This is a genomic window from Paraburkholderia solitsugae, from assembly GCF_013177695.1.
Taxonomy (GTDB): Bacteria; Pseudomonadota; Gammaproteobacteria; order Burkholderiales; family Burkholderiaceae; genus Paraburkholderia; species Paraburkholderia solitsugae.
Map to the genome: position 1 here is coordinate 17,691 of NZ_WOEY01000116.1, position 17,757 is coordinate 35,447.

The 17,757-nt window shown below is 62.9% G+C and carries 18 protein-coding genes; 7 read left to right on the top strand and 11 right to left on the bottom strand.

Annotated elements, in window-relative coordinates; genetic code table 11:
* Nucleotides 1-72 precede the first annotated feature (72 nt).
* From GNZ12_RS29500 to GNZ12_RS29520, 5 genes are all read left to right on the top strand, one after another.
* Nucleotides 73-1,485 carry a 3-oxoacyl-ACP reductase gene (locus GNZ12_RS29500; RefSeq protein WP_172315679.1) on the top strand — a complete coding sequence of 471 codons (1,413 nt, stop codon included), beginning with the start codon at nt 73-75 and terminating at the stop codon, nt 1,483-1,485.
* A 2-nt stretch (nt 1,486-1,487) separates the two neighbouring features.
* Entirely contained in the window at nt 1,488-2,408 is a 921-nt protein-coding gene (locus tag GNZ12_RS29505; protein ID WP_172315680.1) for a MaoC family dehydratase, read from the top strand.
* Between the two features lie 151 nt (nt 2,409-2,559).
* Nucleotides 2,560-3,861, top strand: coding sequence for an acetyl-CoA C-acetyltransferase (locus GNZ12_RS29510; protein ID WP_172315681.1), 1,302 nt, complete (start codon nt 2,560-2,562; stop codon nt 3,859-3,861).
* A gap of 150 nt (nt 3,862-4,011) precedes the next feature.
* Complete coding sequence (locus GNZ12_RS29515) at nt 4,012-5,829, top strand: AMP-binding protein (RefSeq protein WP_172315682.1); 1,818 nt, start codon at nt 4,012-4,014, stop codon at nt 5,827-5,829.
* A 50-nt stretch (nt 5,830-5,879) separates the two neighbouring features.
* The gene (locus tag GNZ12_RS29520; RefSeq protein ID WP_172315683.1) at nt 5,880-6,905 is read left to right on the top strand and encodes a DUF1571 domain-containing protein; all 1,026 of its coding nucleotides are present in this window, start codon (nt 5,880-5,882) and stop codon (nt 6,903-6,905) included.
* Here the strand turns inward: GNZ12_RS29520 and GNZ12_RS29525 are convergent.
* The 6 genes from GNZ12_RS29525 to GNZ12_RS29550 form a co-directional block, all read right to left on the bottom strand.
* Complete coding sequence (locus tag GNZ12_RS29525) at nt 6,902-7,309, bottom strand: hypothetical protein (RefSeq protein WP_172315684.1); 408 nt, start codon at nt 7,307-7,309, stop codon at nt 6,902-6,904. The two genes, GNZ12_RS29520 and GNZ12_RS29525, sit on opposite strands and share 4 nt — an antisense overlap.
* Before the next feature lie 60 nt (nt 7,310-7,369).
* Entirely contained in the window at nt 7,370-8,947 is a 1,578-nt protein-coding gene (locus GNZ12_RS29530) for an FAD-binding oxidoreductase (protein ID WP_172315685.1), read from the bottom strand.
* A gap of 62 nt (nt 8,948-9,009) precedes the next feature.
* Nucleotides 9,010-9,495 carry a hypothetical protein gene (locus GNZ12_RS29535; RefSeq protein WP_172315686.1) on the bottom strand — a complete coding sequence of 162 codons (486 nt, stop codon included), beginning with the start codon at nt 9,493-9,495 and terminating at the stop codon, nt 9,010-9,012.
* Nucleotides 9,496-9,764: 269 nt separating this feature from the next.
* Complete coding sequence (locus GNZ12_RS29540) at nt 9,765-10,616, bottom strand: anti-sigma factor (RefSeq protein WP_172315687.1); 852 nt, start codon at nt 10,614-10,616, stop codon at nt 9,765-9,767.
* On the bottom strand, nt 10,616-11,158 hold the full coding sequence (locus GNZ12_RS29545) for an RNA polymerase sigma factor (protein ID WP_172315688.1): 543 nt from the start codon (nt 11,156-11,158) through the stop codon (nt 10,616-10,618). Before GNZ12_RS29545 ends, GNZ12_RS29540 begins: the two co-directional genes overlap by 1 nt.
* A gap of 15 nt (nt 11,159-11,173) precedes the next feature.
* Nucleotides 11,174-11,329, bottom strand: coding sequence for a hypothetical protein (locus GNZ12_RS29550; RefSeq protein WP_172315689.1), 156 nt, complete (start codon nt 11,327-11,329; stop codon nt 11,174-11,176).
* A gap of 352 nt (nt 11,330-11,681) precedes the next feature.
* On the opposite strand from GNZ12_RS29550, the gene hfq reads away from it, so the two are divergent.
* Complete coding sequence (gene hfq / locus GNZ12_RS29555; RefSeq protein ID WP_172315690.1) at nt 11,682-12,179, top strand: RNA chaperone Hfq; 498 nt, start codon at nt 11,682-11,684, stop codon at nt 12,177-12,179.
* Between the two features lie 20 nt (nt 12,180-12,199).
* Here hfq and GNZ12_RS29560 read toward each other — a convergent pair whose 3' ends face one another.
* Nucleotides 12,200-12,427, bottom strand: a complete 228-nt coding sequence (locus GNZ12_RS29560; protein ID WP_172315691.1) for a hypothetical protein — start codon at nt 12,425-12,427, stop codon at nt 12,200-12,202.
* Nucleotides 12,428-12,750: 323 nt separating this feature from the next.
* On the opposite strand from GNZ12_RS29560, the gene GNZ12_RS29565 reads away from it, so the two are divergent.
* Nucleotides 12,751-12,939, top strand: coding sequence for a hypothetical protein (locus GNZ12_RS29565; RefSeq protein ID WP_172315692.1), 189 nt, complete (start codon nt 12,751-12,753; stop codon nt 12,937-12,939).
* A gap of 467 nt (nt 12,940-13,406) precedes the next feature.
* Here GNZ12_RS29565 and GNZ12_RS29570 read toward each other — a convergent pair whose 3' ends face one another.
* From GNZ12_RS29570 to GNZ12_RS29585, 4 genes are read right to left on the bottom strand one after another with little or no spacing between them, the layout of a single operon-like run.
* Nucleotides 13,407-14,123 carry a DUF2968 domain-containing protein gene (locus GNZ12_RS29570; RefSeq protein WP_172315693.1) on the bottom strand — a complete coding sequence of 239 codons (717 nt, stop codon included), beginning with the start codon at nt 14,121-14,123 and terminating at the stop codon, nt 13,407-13,409.
* Nucleotides 14,124-14,170: 47 nt separating this feature from the next.
* Nucleotides 14,171-15,562: a sigma 54-interacting transcriptional regulator gene (locus GNZ12_RS29575; protein WP_120303972.1), complete on the bottom strand. Its 1,392-nt coding sequence runs from the start codon at nt 15,560-15,562 to the stop codon at nt 14,171-14,173.
* 10 nt (nt 15,563-15,572) lie between these two features.
* Entirely contained in the window at nt 15,573-17,402 is a 1,830-nt protein-coding gene (locus GNZ12_RS29580) for a TadG family pilus assembly protein (protein WP_172315694.1), read from the bottom strand.
* 1 nt (nt 17,403) lies between these two features.
* Complete coding sequence (locus GNZ12_RS29585; RefSeq protein WP_172315695.1) at nt 17,404-17,751, bottom strand: DUF3613 domain-containing protein; 348 nt, start codon at nt 17,749-17,751, stop codon at nt 17,404-17,406.
* Between the last annotated feature and the right edge of the window lie 6 nt (nt 17,752-17,757).

Consider the following 17,757-nt stretch of genomic DNA (forward strand, 5'->3'; position numbering starts at 1 on the left):
GCACACTGACACACGTCCGACGTCCCCTCGGGGTGACGTCCTTCGGGCCTGGCCAGCGGAGCAACGAATAACATGAACGACTTTTATCTGAACTTCGTCAACTCGCCGTTCGGCGCGCGCCTTGCGCGTTCCCTGGGCTTGCCGAAGCCCGAGGTGCTGCACCGCTATCGCGCGGACCGGCCCGAGTTCGACGGGCTGGTGGCGATCGGTGCGGGCCGCCAACCACATCTGCTCGAAGCGCTCGCGAATCTCGTCGCGAGCATCGGCGTGACCAGTGTGGCTCATGAAAGCGCGGGGCTGTGGGTGCCGCTCGCGAATCGCCATGGTCTGATGACGGGTCGTTTCGAACCGGCGGAGTCCGGTTCGCATGGCAAGCTCACCGCCTTGCTGTTCGATGCGAGCGGTATCGAAGACAGCAGCCAGCTCGAACCGCTGCACGGATTCTTCCACGACACGTTGCGCTCGCTCGGCAAGTGCGGCCGCATCATTGTGCTGGGGCAGCCGCCGGAAGCCTGCGCGACGCCGCGCCAATGGACCGCGCAGCGCGCGCTCGAAGGCCTCACGCGTTCGCTCGGCAAGGAAGCGCGACGCGGCATTACCGCGAATCTCGTCTACGTGGAGCAAGGCGCCGAGAACGGTATCGACTCAACGTTGCGATTCTTTCTGTCGCCGCGCTCCGCCTATGTGTCGGGCCAGGTGGTGCGAATCGGTGCGCGCGCCGCCGCCGATACCTTGCCGGCGTTCGACTGGAATCAGCCGCTCGCGGGCCAGCGCGCTGTCGTGACCGGCGCGGCGCGCGGCATCGGCGCATCGATCGCGAGCGTGCTCGCCGCGGAAGGCGCGCACGTGATCGGCATCGACATCCCGTCGGCGCGCGACGCGCTCGATTCGACCATGCGCCAATTGAACGGCACCGCCCTCGCCTTCGACATTGCCGCGCCCGAAGCGCCAGCACAGATCGCCGCAGCGCTCGACGAACAGGGCGTGGATATCGTCGTGCACAACGCGGGCATCACCAAGGATAAAACCATCGCGAAGATGACCGACGCCGCGTGGCAAAGCGTGATCGACATCAACCTGTCCGCGCAGGAACGGATCGACGACGCGTTGCTCTCGGCAGGCATTCTGCGCGACGGCGGCCGCATCATCGGTGTGTCGTCGATCAGCGGCATTGCCGGCAACCTCGGTCAGACCAATTACGCCACCTCAAAAGCCGGCGTGATCGGCCGGGTGCAAAGCATGGCGCCGCCTCTACGCGCGCGCGGCATCACGATCAACGCGGTCGCGCCCGGCTTTATCGAAACGCAGATGACCGCGAAGATTCCGTTGACCATCCGCGAGGCCGGCCGCCGCATGAATTCGATGAGCCAGGGTGGCCAGCCGGTGGATGTCGCACAGACCATCGCATGGCTCGCGCATCCGGGATCGGCGGGCGTGAGCGGCCAGGTCGTGCGCGTGTGCGGACAAAGCCTGATTGGAGCGTGAGCATGGGTGAGCCGGGTGATCCGTTCAGGAGTGCTCACGCAGCGAGCGTGACCCGTCCGAAGACCGTCGTCATCGAGCAGTTACCCGCGCCGGCGAAGCTGTATGCGCGCGCGTTGTCCGGCATCGTCAAACGCGGCCGGGACACGCATTTGCCGGCGTTGCGGCTCGTGCGCCCCGCCGTGTTCCTCGATCCCGGGCCGATCTGGCGTTATTCGCGGGTCTGCGGTTTCATCCCCGAGCACGGCGTGCCGCTCACGTATCCGCATCTGCTTGCCTTCCCGCTGCATCTGTTGATGCTGACCGACCCGGCGTTTCCCTGGCCGGCGCTTGGTCTCGTGCATCTGGCGAATCATGTGCGGCTGCGCCGGCCGCTCGCTTACAAGGACCAGTTGCGCGTCGAAGTGGAATTCGGCGCGCTGCTACGTCACGACAAGGGCCAGGCGTTTGTGCTGCATACCCGCATGTACCGCCGCGGCGAAGCGGTGTGGGACGGCGACAGCGTCTATCTGAAACGCGGTGTGCCGGCGAGCGGCAGTCCGCTCGATCCGCTGGAACTCGGGCACGACGCACTGCAGCGCATCTCGCGCTGGCAACTGCCGCCGCAACTGGGCCGCGACTACGCGAGTGTGTCCGGCGACTACAACCCGATTCATCTCACTGCGCTGTCCGCGAAGGCATTCGGTTTTCCGCGCGCCATTGCGCATGGCATGTGGACACTGGCGCGTGCCGCCGCCGCCCTGCAACCGCCGAAGCCACTCGCCGAGGCAACACTTTCCGCCGAATTCAAGTTGCCGATGCTGCTGCCAGGAGAGGCGTCTCTCTGGAGCGCGTCGCCATCGCTGATCGAGCGCGACATCGAAGTACGCGACATTGCTGGAGAGAAACCGCATTTGCGCGGCCGCATGCAGTGGAAGCTGCTATGAAGCATGCGCAGGCACACGCGTGTTTTCGTCGCCGGATGGAATTGAAGCCGTCTGCAAATCGTTGCTGATTTTGCAGAAACACCAACGCAAAGCAGTTTTAAGCACCAGTCGCACCGTTCAATAACCAGGGAACGACCCAAAGGAGCCGAGCATGTCCAACCCGCTGCCCGCCGTGCGCCGCGTCGCCATCATAGGCGGCAACCGGATTCCGTTTGCCCGCTCGAACACCGCCTACGCGACCGCGTCGAATCAGGACATGCTGACGTTCACGCTGCAAGGCCTGATCGACCGCTACAACCTGCACGGCGAACGCCTAGGCGAAGTGGCCGCCGGCGCCGTCATCAAGCATTCGCGCGATTTCAACCTGACGCGCGAATCCGTGCTGTCCACCACGCTCGCGAAAGAAACGCCGGCCTACGACGTGCAGCAGGCCTGCGGTACCGGGCTGGAAGCGGCCATTCTCGTCGCCAACAAGATCGCCCTCGGGCAGATCGAGGTGGGCATTGCGGGCGGTGTCGATACGACCTCAGACGCACCGATCGGCGTCAACGAGCGCATGCGCAAGATCCTGCTCGAAGCGAATCGCGGCAAGAGCACCGGTCAACGCGTCGGTGCGCTGACCAAACTGCGGCCAGGCATGTTTTTCAAACCGCTTTTGCCGCGCAACGGCGAGCCGCGCACCGGGCTGTCGATGGGCGAGCATTGCGAGCTGATGGCCAAGCGCTGGAACATCTCGCGCGAAGCGCAGGATGTGCTCGCTTACGACAGCCACCGCAAGCTCACCGAGGCGTATGCGCGTGGCTTCGTCAACGATCTGATGACGCCGTACCGCGGCCTTGCGCGCGACAATAATCTGCGCGCCGATCTGACGCTCGAAAAACTCTCCGGCCTGAAGCCGGTATTCGATCGCGACGCGGGCACGCTAACCGCTGGCAATTCGACGCCGCTAACGGACGGCGCGTCCGCTGTGCTGCTCGCGAGCGAAGAATGGGCGGCCAAACATGGACTGCCGGTGCTGGCGTATCTGAGCTGGTCCGAAACCGCCGCCGTCGACTTTTTCGACAAGAAGGAAGGCCTGCTGATGGCGCCCGCCTACGCCGTGCCGCGCATGCTGGCGCGCGCCGGGCTCACGTTGCAGGACTTCGATCTGTATGAGATTCACGAAGCCTTCGCCGCGCAGGTGTTGTGCACGCTCGCGGCGTGGCAGGATGACGCGTATTGCCGCACGCAGCTCGGCTTGCCGGGGCCGCTCGGCGCGATCGATCGGGCAAAATTGAATGTGAACGGCAGCTCGCTCGCCACCGGCCATCCGTTTGCCGCCACGGGTGGCCGCATCGTCGCCGGACTCGCGAAAATGCTCGCCCAGCTCGACAAGCCGGCCGGCACCGCGCGCGGGCTGATCTCGATCTGCGCGGCGGGCGGCCAGGGAGTGGTAGCAATTTTGGACCGCTGAGCGTCGCGGCTGGCTCAGCGCGTGCTTCAATGAATGCCTTGTTTCGAAGGCTGCTGCCATGACTGCTTCGAGGACCGCTTTGATAACGTCAATGACTGGCTGCAAGACCAGCACACAAACAGATGAAGCCACGGCTTCAGGAGACGACCGATGACCCAGCCCACTCAAGCCCCGCTCTCGCCCGCCGCCGGATCCGCACCGCTCGCGAATGCAGCGGACCCGGCGCCCAGTCAGATGCCCGGCCAGACGGCGAATCACGCGCCCAACACCGACGGCATCTGGTACGCGTCCTATCCGGCAGACGTACCGCACGAAATCGACGTCAATCAGTACGAGTCGATCGTGCAGTTCTTCGACGAATGCATTGCACAGTTTCGCGAGCGGGTCGCGTATGTGAGTGTCGGCGCGAACATGACCTATGGCGAGCTCGGCCGCAAGGCGACTGCCTTCGCCGCGTATTTGCAAAGCATCGGCGTGAAGCCCGGCGAGCGCGTCGCGATCATGCTGCCGAATACGTTCCAGTATCCGGTGTCGCTGTTCGGCGTGCTCAAGGCGGGCGGCGTGGTAGTCAACGTGAATCCGCTCTACACGGTGCGTGAGCTCGCGCATCAGCTGAAGGACAGCGGCGCGCAAACCATCATCGTGTTCGAGAATTTCGCGAAGACCGTTGAAGACGCGCTGCCCGGCACCAAGGTGCAGAACGTCATCGTGACGGGTCTCGGCGATCTGCTCGCCGACGGTCTGAATCTGAAAGGGCGTCTGCTCAATTTCATGCTTCGCCATGTGAAGAAGATGGTGCCGGCATACAACCTGCCGAATGCGGTGCCGCTGCTCAAAGCACTCTCGACCGGCTACACGCGGCCTCTGACGCCCGTGCGCCCCACTCACCACGACATCGCCTTTCTGCAATACACCGGCGGCACCACGGGTGTGGCCAAAGGCGCGATGCTCACGCACAGGAACATCATCGCCAACCTGCTGCAGGCGAAGGTATGGTCCGAGGGGCAGTTGAGCGGCGACATCGAGACGGTGCTCACGCCGCTGCCGCTCTATCACATCTATTCGCTGACGGTGAACGCGCTGATCTTCATGGGCCTCGGCGGACGCAACATCCTGATTGCCAATCCGCGCGACATGAAGCGCGTGATGATGATCATCCGTCACGAGAAATTTACCGGTATCACAGCGGTGAACACGCTCTACAACGCGTTCCTCGACAACGAAGAATTCTGCAAACGCGACTTCTCGAACCTGAAACTCGCGATGGCCGGTGGCATGGCCACGCAGAAGTCGGTCGCCGATCGCTTCAAGGCAGTCACCGGCAAGCCGATCATCGAAGGCTATGGGCTGACCGAGTGCTCGCCGATCGTATCGATGAATCCGGTGGACCTGACCAATCTGCGCGACTTCGAAGGCTCGATCGGTTTGCCCGCGCCGTCCACGCAAGTACGCTTCAGGAAAGACGACGGTACGTGGGCAAACATCGGGGAAGCCGGCGAACTGTGCGTGAAGGGTCCGCAGGTGATGAAAGGCTACTGGAATCGTCCGGAAGAAACTGCCAAGGCGATCGACGACGACGGCTGGCTCGCCACCGGCGACATCGGCGTGATGGATTCGCGCGGCTTCATCCGCCTGATCGACCGGAAGAAAGACATGATCCTGGTGTCGGGCTTCAACGTCTATCCGAACGAAGTCGAAGACGTGATCGCGATGCTTCCGGACGTGCGCGAAGTCGCCGCAATCGGCGTGCCCGACGCGGCGCAAGGCGAACGTGTGAAGGTGTTCATCGTCAAGCGCAACCCCTCGCTGACCGCGGAACAGGTGATCGCCCACTGCCGCAAAAACCTCACGGGCTATAAGGTGCCGAAGCTCGTGGAGTTCCGCGACGAGCTGCCGCAAACCAACGTCGGCAAGATTCTGCGCCGCGCGCTGCGCGACGAGGAACTCGCGAAGCAAAAACCTGCCTGACAGGCGAGGTGCTTGACACCACGCCTTGCGCCATCCTTTCGGAGAGATTCATGAAGCTCAGCATGTCCGCACGCTTGAACCGCTCGCCGGCCTTCATGCGCCTCACCCGTTTTTCGTCAGCGAGCGCAACATGGGGTGCGCCCCTGACTGCTTCATTACGTGCGCTTTCATCACGCGGACTCCTGATCGGCGCGCTCGTTGCCAGCGCTGCTGCGTTGGCCACGCCGCCGGCGTTCGCGCAGAACGACGACACGCCGCCCGCACTCGACACCGCGAGCGCCGTGAAAGCACCCACCACGCCGTCCTCGCAGGTCGGCAAGCTCACGCTCGATCAGCAGGTCAAGTGGCTGCGGGCCGCGCAACAAAGCGGCGAGATGGAAAAGCTCGACGACGCGCAACTGGTCGCTCTGTTCCAGTCGCTTGATCCGCTTGCGTTGCCGCGTTACATCAAGGAAGGGCCGAACGGTTATCCGTCATACGAGTTCATCATGTCGCGCTCGGAACGCATTCACGGCCAGTGGCCCGACAAACCCGATCACATGCTGGTGCGCCTCGCCCACGACCCGCTGCGGATCTACGCAAAGTGGTTGCCTGACGGTGCGCACGCCGGTCAGGAAATCATCTACGACGAGTCCAAACGCACCGACGAAATGTATGGCCACCTCGGCGGCATCATGAATGTGATGCCGCTATGGACCTCGCTGAACGGCGCCCTCGCCCGTGCGCAATCGAACCACCAGGTGCGCGATCTCGGTACCGAGTACATTGCCAATCAGTACCTCTCCGAAGGCAGAAAATACATCGAAGCCGGCGTGCCGCACTCGACTCAGGTGGAAGTGAAAACGATCGACGGCGTGCGCGTAGTCGCCTTCACCTTCGAAACGCCGAACGGCCAGCCGCAGTTCTATGCGAAGAAAAACACGCTCGGACTGGATCTGCGGCATCCATATTTCCGCACCGTCGAGTCGTATAACAACGACGGCAAGATCTTCGAGAAAATCGTCTTCGAAAGCATCACACCGAAAACGTTCGACGACTCGACCTTCGATCCGAAGAACAAGGCTTATAACTTCTAGCGGAGAAGGCGCGGCGTCAGCGCGAAGGCGACATGCGCAATGGGCCCCGCGCCCTGCTCGTGGCTGTGCTCGTCCATGTGGCCAACGCGGGTGGCGAGTTCCTTGAGCACGAAGTAATCGGAAGCGCGGATGAGGCCGATCAGCGACGTCGGCGTTTGCGTCGGCGTTTGCCGGAGACGCGGTGCAAGCGTCGTGTACCAGAGCGCGCCGATGTCGTCGCCGGTTTCGAAGGCGGGCAGTTTCATACGGGCGACGTAGTCGGCGAATGAAGGGCCACACGCAAGAGTGGAATCGATCACGGCGAGCGTGCCGTGCCGTGCGGCAGCATGCGTGAGCCACGGCCATGCGCCACCTGCCGCGGTCGAGAACCATGCGCCGGTCATCATGAAAGTGCGTCGGTCCATTGTCTGGTCACGCAAATAAGTCACGAATGTCACACACGTCGTTCATCCCGCTCACGCGCCTCACGTATAACCCCGCCGGTCGCGCCACGCCGCCGGCCAGATCCCCTGCTTGCCCGGCGCGAGAATACCGTTCGGGTCGAGTGCGTCCTTGATCGTTTCCGAGAGCCGCAGCAACGCGCCGTCGTTGAAACTGTACTGCGCCGCGGCGAAATCCATATACGCGAGATGCGCGCGATATTCGCCGTAACCCGCCGCGCGTGCGTCGCTCATCAGCGAACGCAGTAAAGCGCCGGCCTGCTCGACCTGGTTCGCGTCGTCGCGGTCGAAGATTGCCGCGAAGATGTGATGCAGATGACGCACACCCGCCGTAAAACCGCCGTAGTAATCGAAGCCATATTCCGCCGCGCGCGCCTTCACCATCGTGTACTGGCGCAGCGCGTCGCGCCCGGTCGCCGGGCACACCGGCGCGAAGTCCACATGTGCGCCCGCGCCGCCGCGCCAGTCGAGCATGCGGAACGCGCTCATCGCCGGGACACCGGCCAGGTTGCGATCGCCGCCCGCGATGGGTTGCGCATCGCCCGCATAGCGAGCGGCCGAGAGTCTGGCCTGCGGGACGCGGGCGAACGCGCGCTGCACGATCGCATAGCGGGCATCGATCAATTCAGGCGTCCCGTACAGCGCGAAATGCAGATTCCAGCGGCCCACATTCAGCCTGTCCAGCATCGCCGCCACCGCGTTCTCGGGCATCGCGCCTTTGCCTTCATACCACTGCTGACGTGACGACAGTCCCGCGGCCCGGCGCAAACCACCTTCGATCACCGCGTTGTTGCGGATCGTTTCATCGAGCCGCAACGGCCGCAGGAGTTCGACGATCGTTTCCAGATCCTCCTCGTGCCGGAACTGGATTTCGCCGAGCAGATACGCGGGCGGCGCGGGCATCAGCCAGACACCGAGCTTGGTGACGATGCCGTAGTTCGACTGCATGAACATCGCATCGAAGGAAGGCCCATAGCCCGGTTGATACAGTTGCCACGCGGTGCCGATTTCGATCCCGCCCATCCCGGTGCGCAGCACGTCGCCGTTGGCGAGCACCACTTCCATGCCGCACTGCGCCGCCGCGTGATCACCGTACGCGGTGTAGCCGAAGCCGCGCTCGAGCGTATTGCCGACCACGCTGCCCCAGCCCGCTGCCGGCGGATCGACCCAGAGCTTGTAGCCTTTATCGCGCAAATGCGCATAGAGATCGAAGTAGCTGACGCCCGGTTCGACCAGCGCGTAGGCAAGCGTTTCGTTCACTTCGATGATGCGGTTCATTCGCTGCAAATCGAGCACCACCGAACCCGTCAGCCGCGGCGCGGCGCCACCGTACGCGAAGTTGCGTCCGGTCGAGACCGTCCACAACGGAATACGAAATTGATTGGCAATCCGCAATACAGCACGGATCTCGTCGACGGATGCGGGCAACAGCGCGGCGGACGCCGAGAACGCTTCGCGCTCGCCGGGCGCGAACGGATCGAGGTATGCGGCAAGCCCGGTAGCCGAGGTCACCACCTGCGGATCGCCGACAATCGCGCGCCAGCCCGCGAGCGCGCGATCGAACTGAGTGGCGGAAACTTTCGGCGGCAAGCTGCGCGTCAAGATCTCTCCTTTGCGGTCACGTGTGTGGACGACGGGCGGTCACGCGTGTGGGCGCCGGCAAGCTAGCGGTGCATCCCACCCCCGCCGCCGTGCGACATGCCACTCCACATCTGCGTGGATGCACCGCCATGCCAGCCGCCGCGCGCCCCCATTCCAGACGATCCGCGCACATAGTGCACGTGGTCCATGTGATGAAAATGATGAAAACGATCGACGAAAATGACCGACACGCCGGCCGCGAATACCACCGGCGGCCCCCAGTACCATGAATCGTAGTAATACACCGGAGCCGGGCCTAAGGCCAGCGCGGCGGCATCGTCTTCGACGATTTGCCAGCTGCCGTCCGGCTGCAGGCAAGCGCGGCCGCTGACCTGCTGCATGACGCCGTCGATTTCGGCCTGACCCACGACGAAACGGCACGCCGAAGCGTCGCTCACCGGCGCATTGGCGTCAGATTGCGCCTCGACCGGCGCCGCGCAACCGGCGCACAGGCACAGACAAGCTACACCGGAACACAGCCCCGTGCCGAACAGATGAAAAGTAAGCATGATTTCGCTGCCTCGACGCGTCGGCGTTGCGACTCGCAAAGGGCGTGTCGACACCGTGAAGACCCCGTCGGTTTGCCTCGCACGGGACCGTGCCATACCGGTGCGCGTGCAAGGCGGGACGGCAGGATCCTGCAGCAAGTAAACGAAGCGCCGCGCGACGCTATTCCGACGGCTGCCCGCGAGCGCAAGGCGTTTCTGTTACCGCGTGTTGCAGCGGGGTCTTCTTGCCAACGTTTTGCCAGGTCCTGGTGCTCGCCGTGCTTTCAGCGCTACTGCCAGTCCTCCGGCTTGCCGCCGAGCGCGCTGCACACGTCGATCGCAATCGAGCGCAGCTTGCCTTCCGCAATCGGCCCGGACAGCGCATAGCCCATGCGGTCGCTGACCCAGTAGAAGGTCCTGCGGTTACCGTCGCGGAACAAGCGGAACGCGGTTTCGTCGCGCGAAATTCCGGTGATGTACAGCGTGAGCCGCGCGCCGCTGGAATTCTCGTACATGAACTGCGCGGCCGGTCCCGCCTCGCCGGGCAACAAACGCCCTCCTACCAGCGAGTAGCCGTACTCCTGCAATGACGGCACCGACAGCGGCCGGTTCAGCCGCTTGGACAGCCAGCTGATCAGATGCTCTTCCTCGTTCGCGGCGACTTCGACGGGGTGACGCCGCTCGGGTGTGTACACCGCATAGGCGACGTCGGCGCGCTCAGCAAAGCTCGGCGGCTGGCTGCCGCCCAGACCGTTCCACGCGCCGCCCGTCAGACGCGGGGCAAGTGGCCCCAAGGCGAGCGCGAGACCCGCGCCGGCCGCGAGCCAGCACGCCGCGAGGCCGACGCGTTGCCACCATGGGGTCGGCCGCCGCACCACGATGAAAGCCGGTTCATCGGCCGCGCTCTGCCCGACGCTCCCGCTGCGCTCATTGTGCTCATTGCGCTGTGGCGCACCACACAGCGCCCGCAGCGCCGCTTTCTGCGCGCGCCATGCGGCCACTCTCGCGACAGCCTGCGGCTGCTGCGGCAGTTGCGCCTCGATCGCGGCGTGCTCCACAGGCGGCAACTCGCCATCGACAAACGCCGACAGCGCGCGCAGATCGAACCCCTCAGGCAAGCTGGAATCGTGGTCGTCGTTCATTACGGATTTCTCACTACTTTCAACGGCGCGACTTTATGCGCCAGTCCCTCAGCGCCCCCTTCAACCGGCCCCTCCGTCATCAGCACGCGCATGTGCTCGCGCGCCCGCGAGAGCCGCGACATCACCGTACCGATCGGCACGCCGAGCGCCTTCGACGCCTCCTGATAAGACAGCTCCTCCACGCAAACGAGCAGCAGCACTTCCCGTTGCTCGACCGGCAGGCAATACAGCGCGCGCTGAAGATCGCGCAGCACCAGACCGTCGACTTCGCCATGCGGCGCTTCGAGATTGCGCCACGGCGCGCTTTCATCGTCGACGGCAATCTCGCGACGGCCGCGCAACTGATCGATGTAAAGATGCCGCAGGATCGTCAGGAGCCACGCGCGCAGGTTGCTGTTAGGACGGAAGGCCGCCCAGCGCGCAAGCGCGCGCTCCGCCGTATCCTGCACGAGGTCGTCGGCCCAGGCGCGGTCGCCCGTCAGTGCGCGCGCATAGCGGCGCAACTGCGGGAGCCACGAAATCACTTCCGCTTCGAAATTCACCCGGCGTGGCAACGCTCAGTAGCCGCCGCCGCTGCCGCTCGCGCTGCCGCTGGAGCCGCTGCTGCCTGAGGCGCTGCTGTCGCTCGCGGAGGTGCAGGCGCTCGTTGCGAGCGAGCCTAGCGCGAGCGCCAGCAGCACGAAGGCGGCCGAAAGAATGCGGGATGCTTTCATGGTGAGTCTCCTGATGAGTGCCTGGCCGGTGCGCGCGAGCCGGGGATCCGATCGGCCACGTGCGATATGCAGCGCAGCCATGTCTGACTTAACGTGAGCGGGCTGTGATTTATTCCGCGTGCGGCATCGGCACGCGCTATCTTTTTCCGCCATCCGTATCGGAACCGCCCGAGCGTGGCCGAAGAGAGCGCTATTCGTACGCAGATTCGTAACTCAACGTTACAGCTAATAGTTATCAGATGCTTATGTGCGCGCAAGCCGTTATAGTGGACGCAGTTCGCCCGCCGACGCGTTCCGCCCCCACACAGGGTAGAATCGCGGCGAACAACCGTCTTTCTAACCTGAATTGTCCATGGCTTCCGCAGAATCGCATCCGCAAAACGACTTCATGAACGCTGCGCGCAAAGAACGAAAGCGCGTCGAGATCTACCTTGTCAACGGCATTCGCCTGACGGGGTGCATCGAGTCGTTCGATCAGTATCTGGTGATGCTGCGCACGCCTGTCGGCCTGCAAGGCATTTACAAGCGCGCGATCTCGACGATCCAGCTCGACACCGGCACACGTCCGGCGCCGCGCGCCGGGCGGCCTTCGCACGGTGAACACACCACGCGTGGCCCGCACGGCTCGCGTGAACCGCGCGATCATCGTGAGCCGCGTGAACCGCGCGAGTCGTACGGCGCGCCGTCTTCGGATCGCCCTGCGTCAGATCGTAGCAGCAGTACGTCTGACGGTCCGGTGGTTGTCACACGCCGCCGGCGTCTGTTCGGCACGGGCGGCGGCGACGGCGGCAACCATGGCGGCGGGAATCATGGCGGCAATGGCGGCAGCACCCCCAGCGGCAACGAATAAACCGCCGCCGCAGCGGCTGGCTACTCCGTCGGATGGCCGAGCCGCTGTAAGATCTTCTCCAGTCGTATTGCCTGCAAGTCCGTCAGTTCGAATCCGCATTTGACCGCCAGCACGCGGCGCCGCCAGTACATGGCGTCCAGCATGCGCAGCGCCGGTTGCCGTGTTGCCCAATCCAGGTGTTCCAGTTCCGCTTCCACCACGTGTGACGCGTTGAAGCGCTGCGCGCGCGCAGGGTTGTTTCGGTCCATGTTGTTCGCTGCCTTGTTGTTCGCTGCTTTTGTTTGCTCCCCTCCCGAGCTGGATGTTGCCCATTCACGGTATGCCGTACGCTCTGCCTGTCGTTGCGGCAGGCGGATTGCTTTTGTTTTTTTAGGCGACACACGGAAAACGACTTGATGCGGGTTGGTTTGAAGTTTTGCTGTTTTGCCCGTTGTTTTCTGATCTGGGTTTTGGGGCGTTGGGGTTTGAAGGAAATGCTTATTGCGGGAGGGCTTAGGTCGTTCGGCTGATGCTCGCGTGGGTCCGCTTTGCGCTATGCTGAGCTGTTGACCCTCTTCTAATGGAGCATGTCATGACCAAGCAGAAGCACCACTCAACTCATCCTAAGGATGCGGCGCAGCCCGTTGAGTCTGCGGAGGACCGGCTCGATGAGGCTCTCGAGGAGAGCTTTCCTGCTAGTGATCCGATTGCCGTCGATGTGACGGAGCCGCGTCACTTGCCAGTGGAAGGCGGGCATTCGGGGGGGAAGAAGCGGCATTAAGGGATGGGCTTTTTTTGCCTTGGGCGGCGGCGTTGGCTGGTTGCCTACGGTGTTGGCCTTTCCTTGAATTTTTATTGGTCTATTAGCGTTGCCCCTGTGCGGGGCAGCACTTACTTTCTTTGCCGCCGCAAGAAAGATAAGCAAAGAAAGCGGCTCAAACCGCTAATTCTTAAGCGGGTCCCCCGCGCAGTCGCGGTAGTGGTGCATCTGGAATCCGTGCCCTCGCACATTCGGCGTCAGTGACAAAGGAGTCATCAGCTCCCACTCCGCACTGCGTGCGTCGCGGACGGGTCTGCCAGGGAAACCAGAGGGATGGCCGCTCTGCGGCAGAGAGGCTTCGGAAACGAGGCTTTTGCTGCGAGGATGGGTAACTCTTGCGCTACTAAACAACTTGTACGTCCGATGGGGCGGGCGGCACGTTCAAGCCGCGCCGCCCTCCCATCTTCCGTTCTTCCCAACCAGCGTGCTCAGTGCGTCGGCAGGCCAGTTTCCAGTTGTCGCTGCAGTTCGCGAACCTGGCGTTGCGCGGCGCGCAGCTGGTCTTGCGCGGCAGCCTTCTGCTGCGCCAGCGCCGTCGCTTCGGCACGGGTCTGCGTTTGCTGATTCGTGACAATCGTCTGCTGCTGATGCGCAACGTCGAGGTCAGCCTGCAGCCGGTTTGCGCGGTCCTGCGACAACGCAATCATGCGGTCCGTGAACGCCTTCTGCGCTTCCAGCTGCGTGCGGCGAATCTCCACGTCCGACAGTTGCACCGTCTGACGCACAAAATCCTTGTAGATCATGTCGGCACGTGTGGCATCCTCAGTCTTGATAACGCGCCAGAAGTTCTTCTGCTGGAACAACGCCACGTAGTACGTCATCTCCTTGCCGTAAAACAGCAAGCTCGCTCCATAGCTGCCGTTATACGTCGTGCGCAATTCGCTCAGATCCGAGCCCCGGATCATCTGCTGCAATTCCGCCACATTGCCCGCGGCAGACTGCTTGGCTTCCTCCGGCGTCAATGCGCTCGTCTGCGCCTGTCCGGCGACTGCATTGGCCGGCAAAGCCGTCGTCGTGCCCGGCTGGGAAACAACGCCTGCGCTCGATCCGCTATCCGGCAGAGCCTGCGCATTCACGCCCTGCACGCCCCCCATCACGATGAATGCAACCAGGGCAATCTGTCGTAGTTTCGACTTTCGGTCCATGTAAATCCTGCTCGAACAGTTTTTGTTTTAGTACAACCGTCTCATTATTACTCACTTTCGCGTGCTTCGGGCTCTTCGTCAAAAATTTGGTACTTGCGCATCTTCTCCCATAAAACCTTGCGGCTGATGCCCAGATAAAGGGCCGTATCCTGGCGGCGCCAACCGTTTGCGTCGAGCGCGGCCAGCACGCGGTTGCGCTCAGCCATGTCCCATTTGCTACGATCCACCAGCACCTCGGCCGCGCTCTCGGCCGGTACCGGCTGAGTGGTACGCGCAAGCGCGAGCAGCCGCTGCAGACGCGCCGCGTCCCACGCGCCGATCTGACGCACCGTCACGCCGATCCGCTCGGCCAGGTTGCGCAGTTCGCGCACATTGCCGGGGAAATACGTGTCGGCCACCGCGTCGGCAAGCCAGTACGGCAGGTCCGGTAACGCGGAGAGACGCTCGCTGCCGACGATCTGCGCAATGAACGCCTTGAAGATCGCAATCTTGTCGACGGCGCCCCGCTCTTCAAGGGACGGAATCTTCAATTCGATCACCGCAAGCCGATAGTAAAGATCGGCGCGGAAAGTGCCGTCCTTGACCAGTTGCGGCAGATGTTTGTTGGTCGCCGCCACCAGCCGGAAATCGAGCTTCACCGGCGTGGCCGAACCGATTCGCGTGACCGCGCTGTCTTCGAGCACGCGCAGTAGCTTGACCTGCTGGTATAGCGGCAGATCGCCGATTTCGTCGAGGAACAGCGTGCCGCCGTCAGACTGCTCGAAGTAGCCCTTGTGCGCGACCACCGCGCCCGTGAACGAGCCTTTCGAGTGGCCGAAGAACAGCGATTCGAACAGACCGTCCGGAATCGCGCCGCAGTTCACCGCGACGAACGGCCCCTGGCCGTAGCGGGTATGTTTTTCGTGCAGCAGTTGCGCGATGCGCTCCTTGCCGACGCCGGTTTCGCCGTGCACCAGCACGCTCGTGTCGCAGTCGGCAAACGTGTCGACTTCGTGCAGCAGCGCCTGCATGCACTCGGAGTTGGCGATCATCGCGTCCGACTCGTGCGTCTTGGCGCTGTGCGCGCGCAGTTGCAACACGAGCTTCATGACCATGCCGCGCAATTCGGCGCAGGTGAAATCCAGCGGCAGGATGTGCGAGTAGTCGGACGGGTAAGTCGCCGGGTCATGGTCGCGCGGCGCGGCGCCGACCCACACAACGGGAATGCCGTGCGCCGCCTGCCAGTCGCGCATGAGCAACGCGCCGCTGTCGATCACCGAAACGCTGATGATCGCGAGCGACGGCCGCAGCGCGGTCCGCTCAGGCGAGATCGCGATATCGTCCGCGCGGATCACTTCGACGTCGAAGCTCGCCATGCAGCGCGCGACCCGGTCGACAATGTCGGCCTTGCCCTCCCAGACGTAGATATCGAGTTCCTCGATTTTGGGGTTGGTTCTCATAGGCGCGAAATCAATTAACCAGTTGTGCCTGACCGCAGGCAAGCCCGAGATCGTGGACCGTCGCTACGCCGATCTGGACACCGAGGAGTTGTAAAAGAGGAACGAGAAGAAGATCGAGCGAATTCAGTACTGGCGTCAACAACGCTGCCAACGCGCTGGTCAGCGACGAGGCCGCTGCAGTGATATCCAGGCCGAGCAGCGTCGTCACATGCATCGAACCAGCCAGTCCGGACGCGAACTGGCTGACGAGGCCGCCTGCCGCGGAGCCGAGACCGTTGGTATTGGTGGTCTGATAGTCATCACTGTCGCCTGTCACGCCGTTGAACTTGAAGACTGTCGGCGTTGGTGGCTGCAGGTTCAGATTAAAACCGCTTGCCGGCGAAGTCGTCCCAACCGAAACATTCAGGAGGCTAAGGGCGAGCAACGGCACACTGACTGAAGTCAATGTCGCCGGTTGGTTGCACTGCGTTGGCACCGTGGTGTTGGTCAGATTAGCTGACGCATCGCCCCCAATGCACAATGCCGTCACTCCGGGCGTCGTGGATATCCAGCTATAGCTACTGGATTTTTGCGTCGAACACTGCGTGGTTTGCAAATCGGCGGTGCCTGGCGCAACCTCGAGATAGATCGGCAGATTCAACAGGCTGACATTGACCAGGGACGGCAATCCGGAGCCCGGGCTCAGGTTGACGTTGACTAGCTGGACGTTCAGGTACAACTGTATCGCTGCGGAATGGGCGCTCGTGCGGTAAGTAACGCCGTCAGGGTACGTTCCAGCCTCGCCGATCGCGATCACTGGCGGCCGAATAACTCTGGCCTGCGCGGTGACGCTTGCAATCGGACTGAGATTGAGCGCCGCACCAAGATTGATGGCTGACGACCCGTTCGCGATCTCGGCAGCCGCCATCAGCACATCGAGCGCGTTGACTGTGGCTGTAGCTGCCGCCTGTGGGTCGCCAAGACCAATGGCCAGCAGCCCATTGTTAGAAGAGGTATTTCCAAGGTTGATTTTCGTGTTGCCCGTCGACGCGCTTGCAATAGTGCTCAACGCATTTGTGACGCTGGCGCTGACTACATTGCCCTGACTCAGCACGGTTGCCATTGCGGTCGCAAGTTGGGCAACAGTGACCTGCGCCTTGAGCAGGTCGTTCATCGAACTCACACCAAGCGCGGTCGCCAGATCCAGCAGCTTGATTTGGGCTGTCGCCAGACCCTGATACGACCCCACATCCAGATTAAGATTAGTGTTGAGCAAACCATTCAACAGGCCATTTACCAGTCCACCTGACAGGCTGGCTATCGAAGTGGTAAGCGAAAAGGACCGGATATCTGTAGCCTGCGCTGTCGCTGTCGCCGTCAGCGTGCGCGTCTGCCCCGCCAGAAATAAAAACGACACAGGCTGGCTCACCACGACCTGCAATGCGTTCAGCGGCAAAGCACTAGGCGACGCACTGGCAGCCACAAAATACGATGGCGCTGCGTTCACCGATGGATCCCATCGGCCGCAGGTTGACTGAATGGCGCCGTTGCTCGACAAACCATTTGCCTTCGTCGCATTCAACTGCGCCGAGTTGATCGCCGCTGTACAGCTTCCCGCGCTGCCGATCGTCTGCACGCCTGCCGCAGCGGCCAGATCTGCGATGCGCTGCAAGTCGCGACGCACATAGTAGAAATGGCCGATATCGATTGCAGCCATCGTTATAACCGCGACGCTCACCCATACCGCCGCCAGAATTGAAACCGCGCCGCGCTGCGAGCGTGATGACATACCGGCCACGCGGCGCACGCGCGATATGCGCAAGCGTCGAACGTAGGGGAGAGATGCAATCCGTGACGACATATCAATTCTGCGGCGGTTGCCCGCTCATGCCGCCGCTCTGCCCGCCTCCGCTGCCTTGACTAAGCGCCGAGCCGTACAGTTCGGGAATTTTCGATTTGAACGAATCCATGTAGCGCCGGTAGGCCAGACCGGCCTCTTCGCCGAGCATTGGCTGTTCCGGAGCGGCCTGACTATTACTACGTTGCAGATCAAGCCATGCCGTCGTCGCATGACCGACTTCGCTGCGGGCGGCCGGCGGCGCCGATACGGCCTGGGCGCGCGCAACCTGCAGCATGCCGACTGCCAGCACCGCGATCAACGCGCCGCAAGCCAGCCTCCGCATTCCCCTGAGTCTTCCTTGGTATTTCATTTGGTC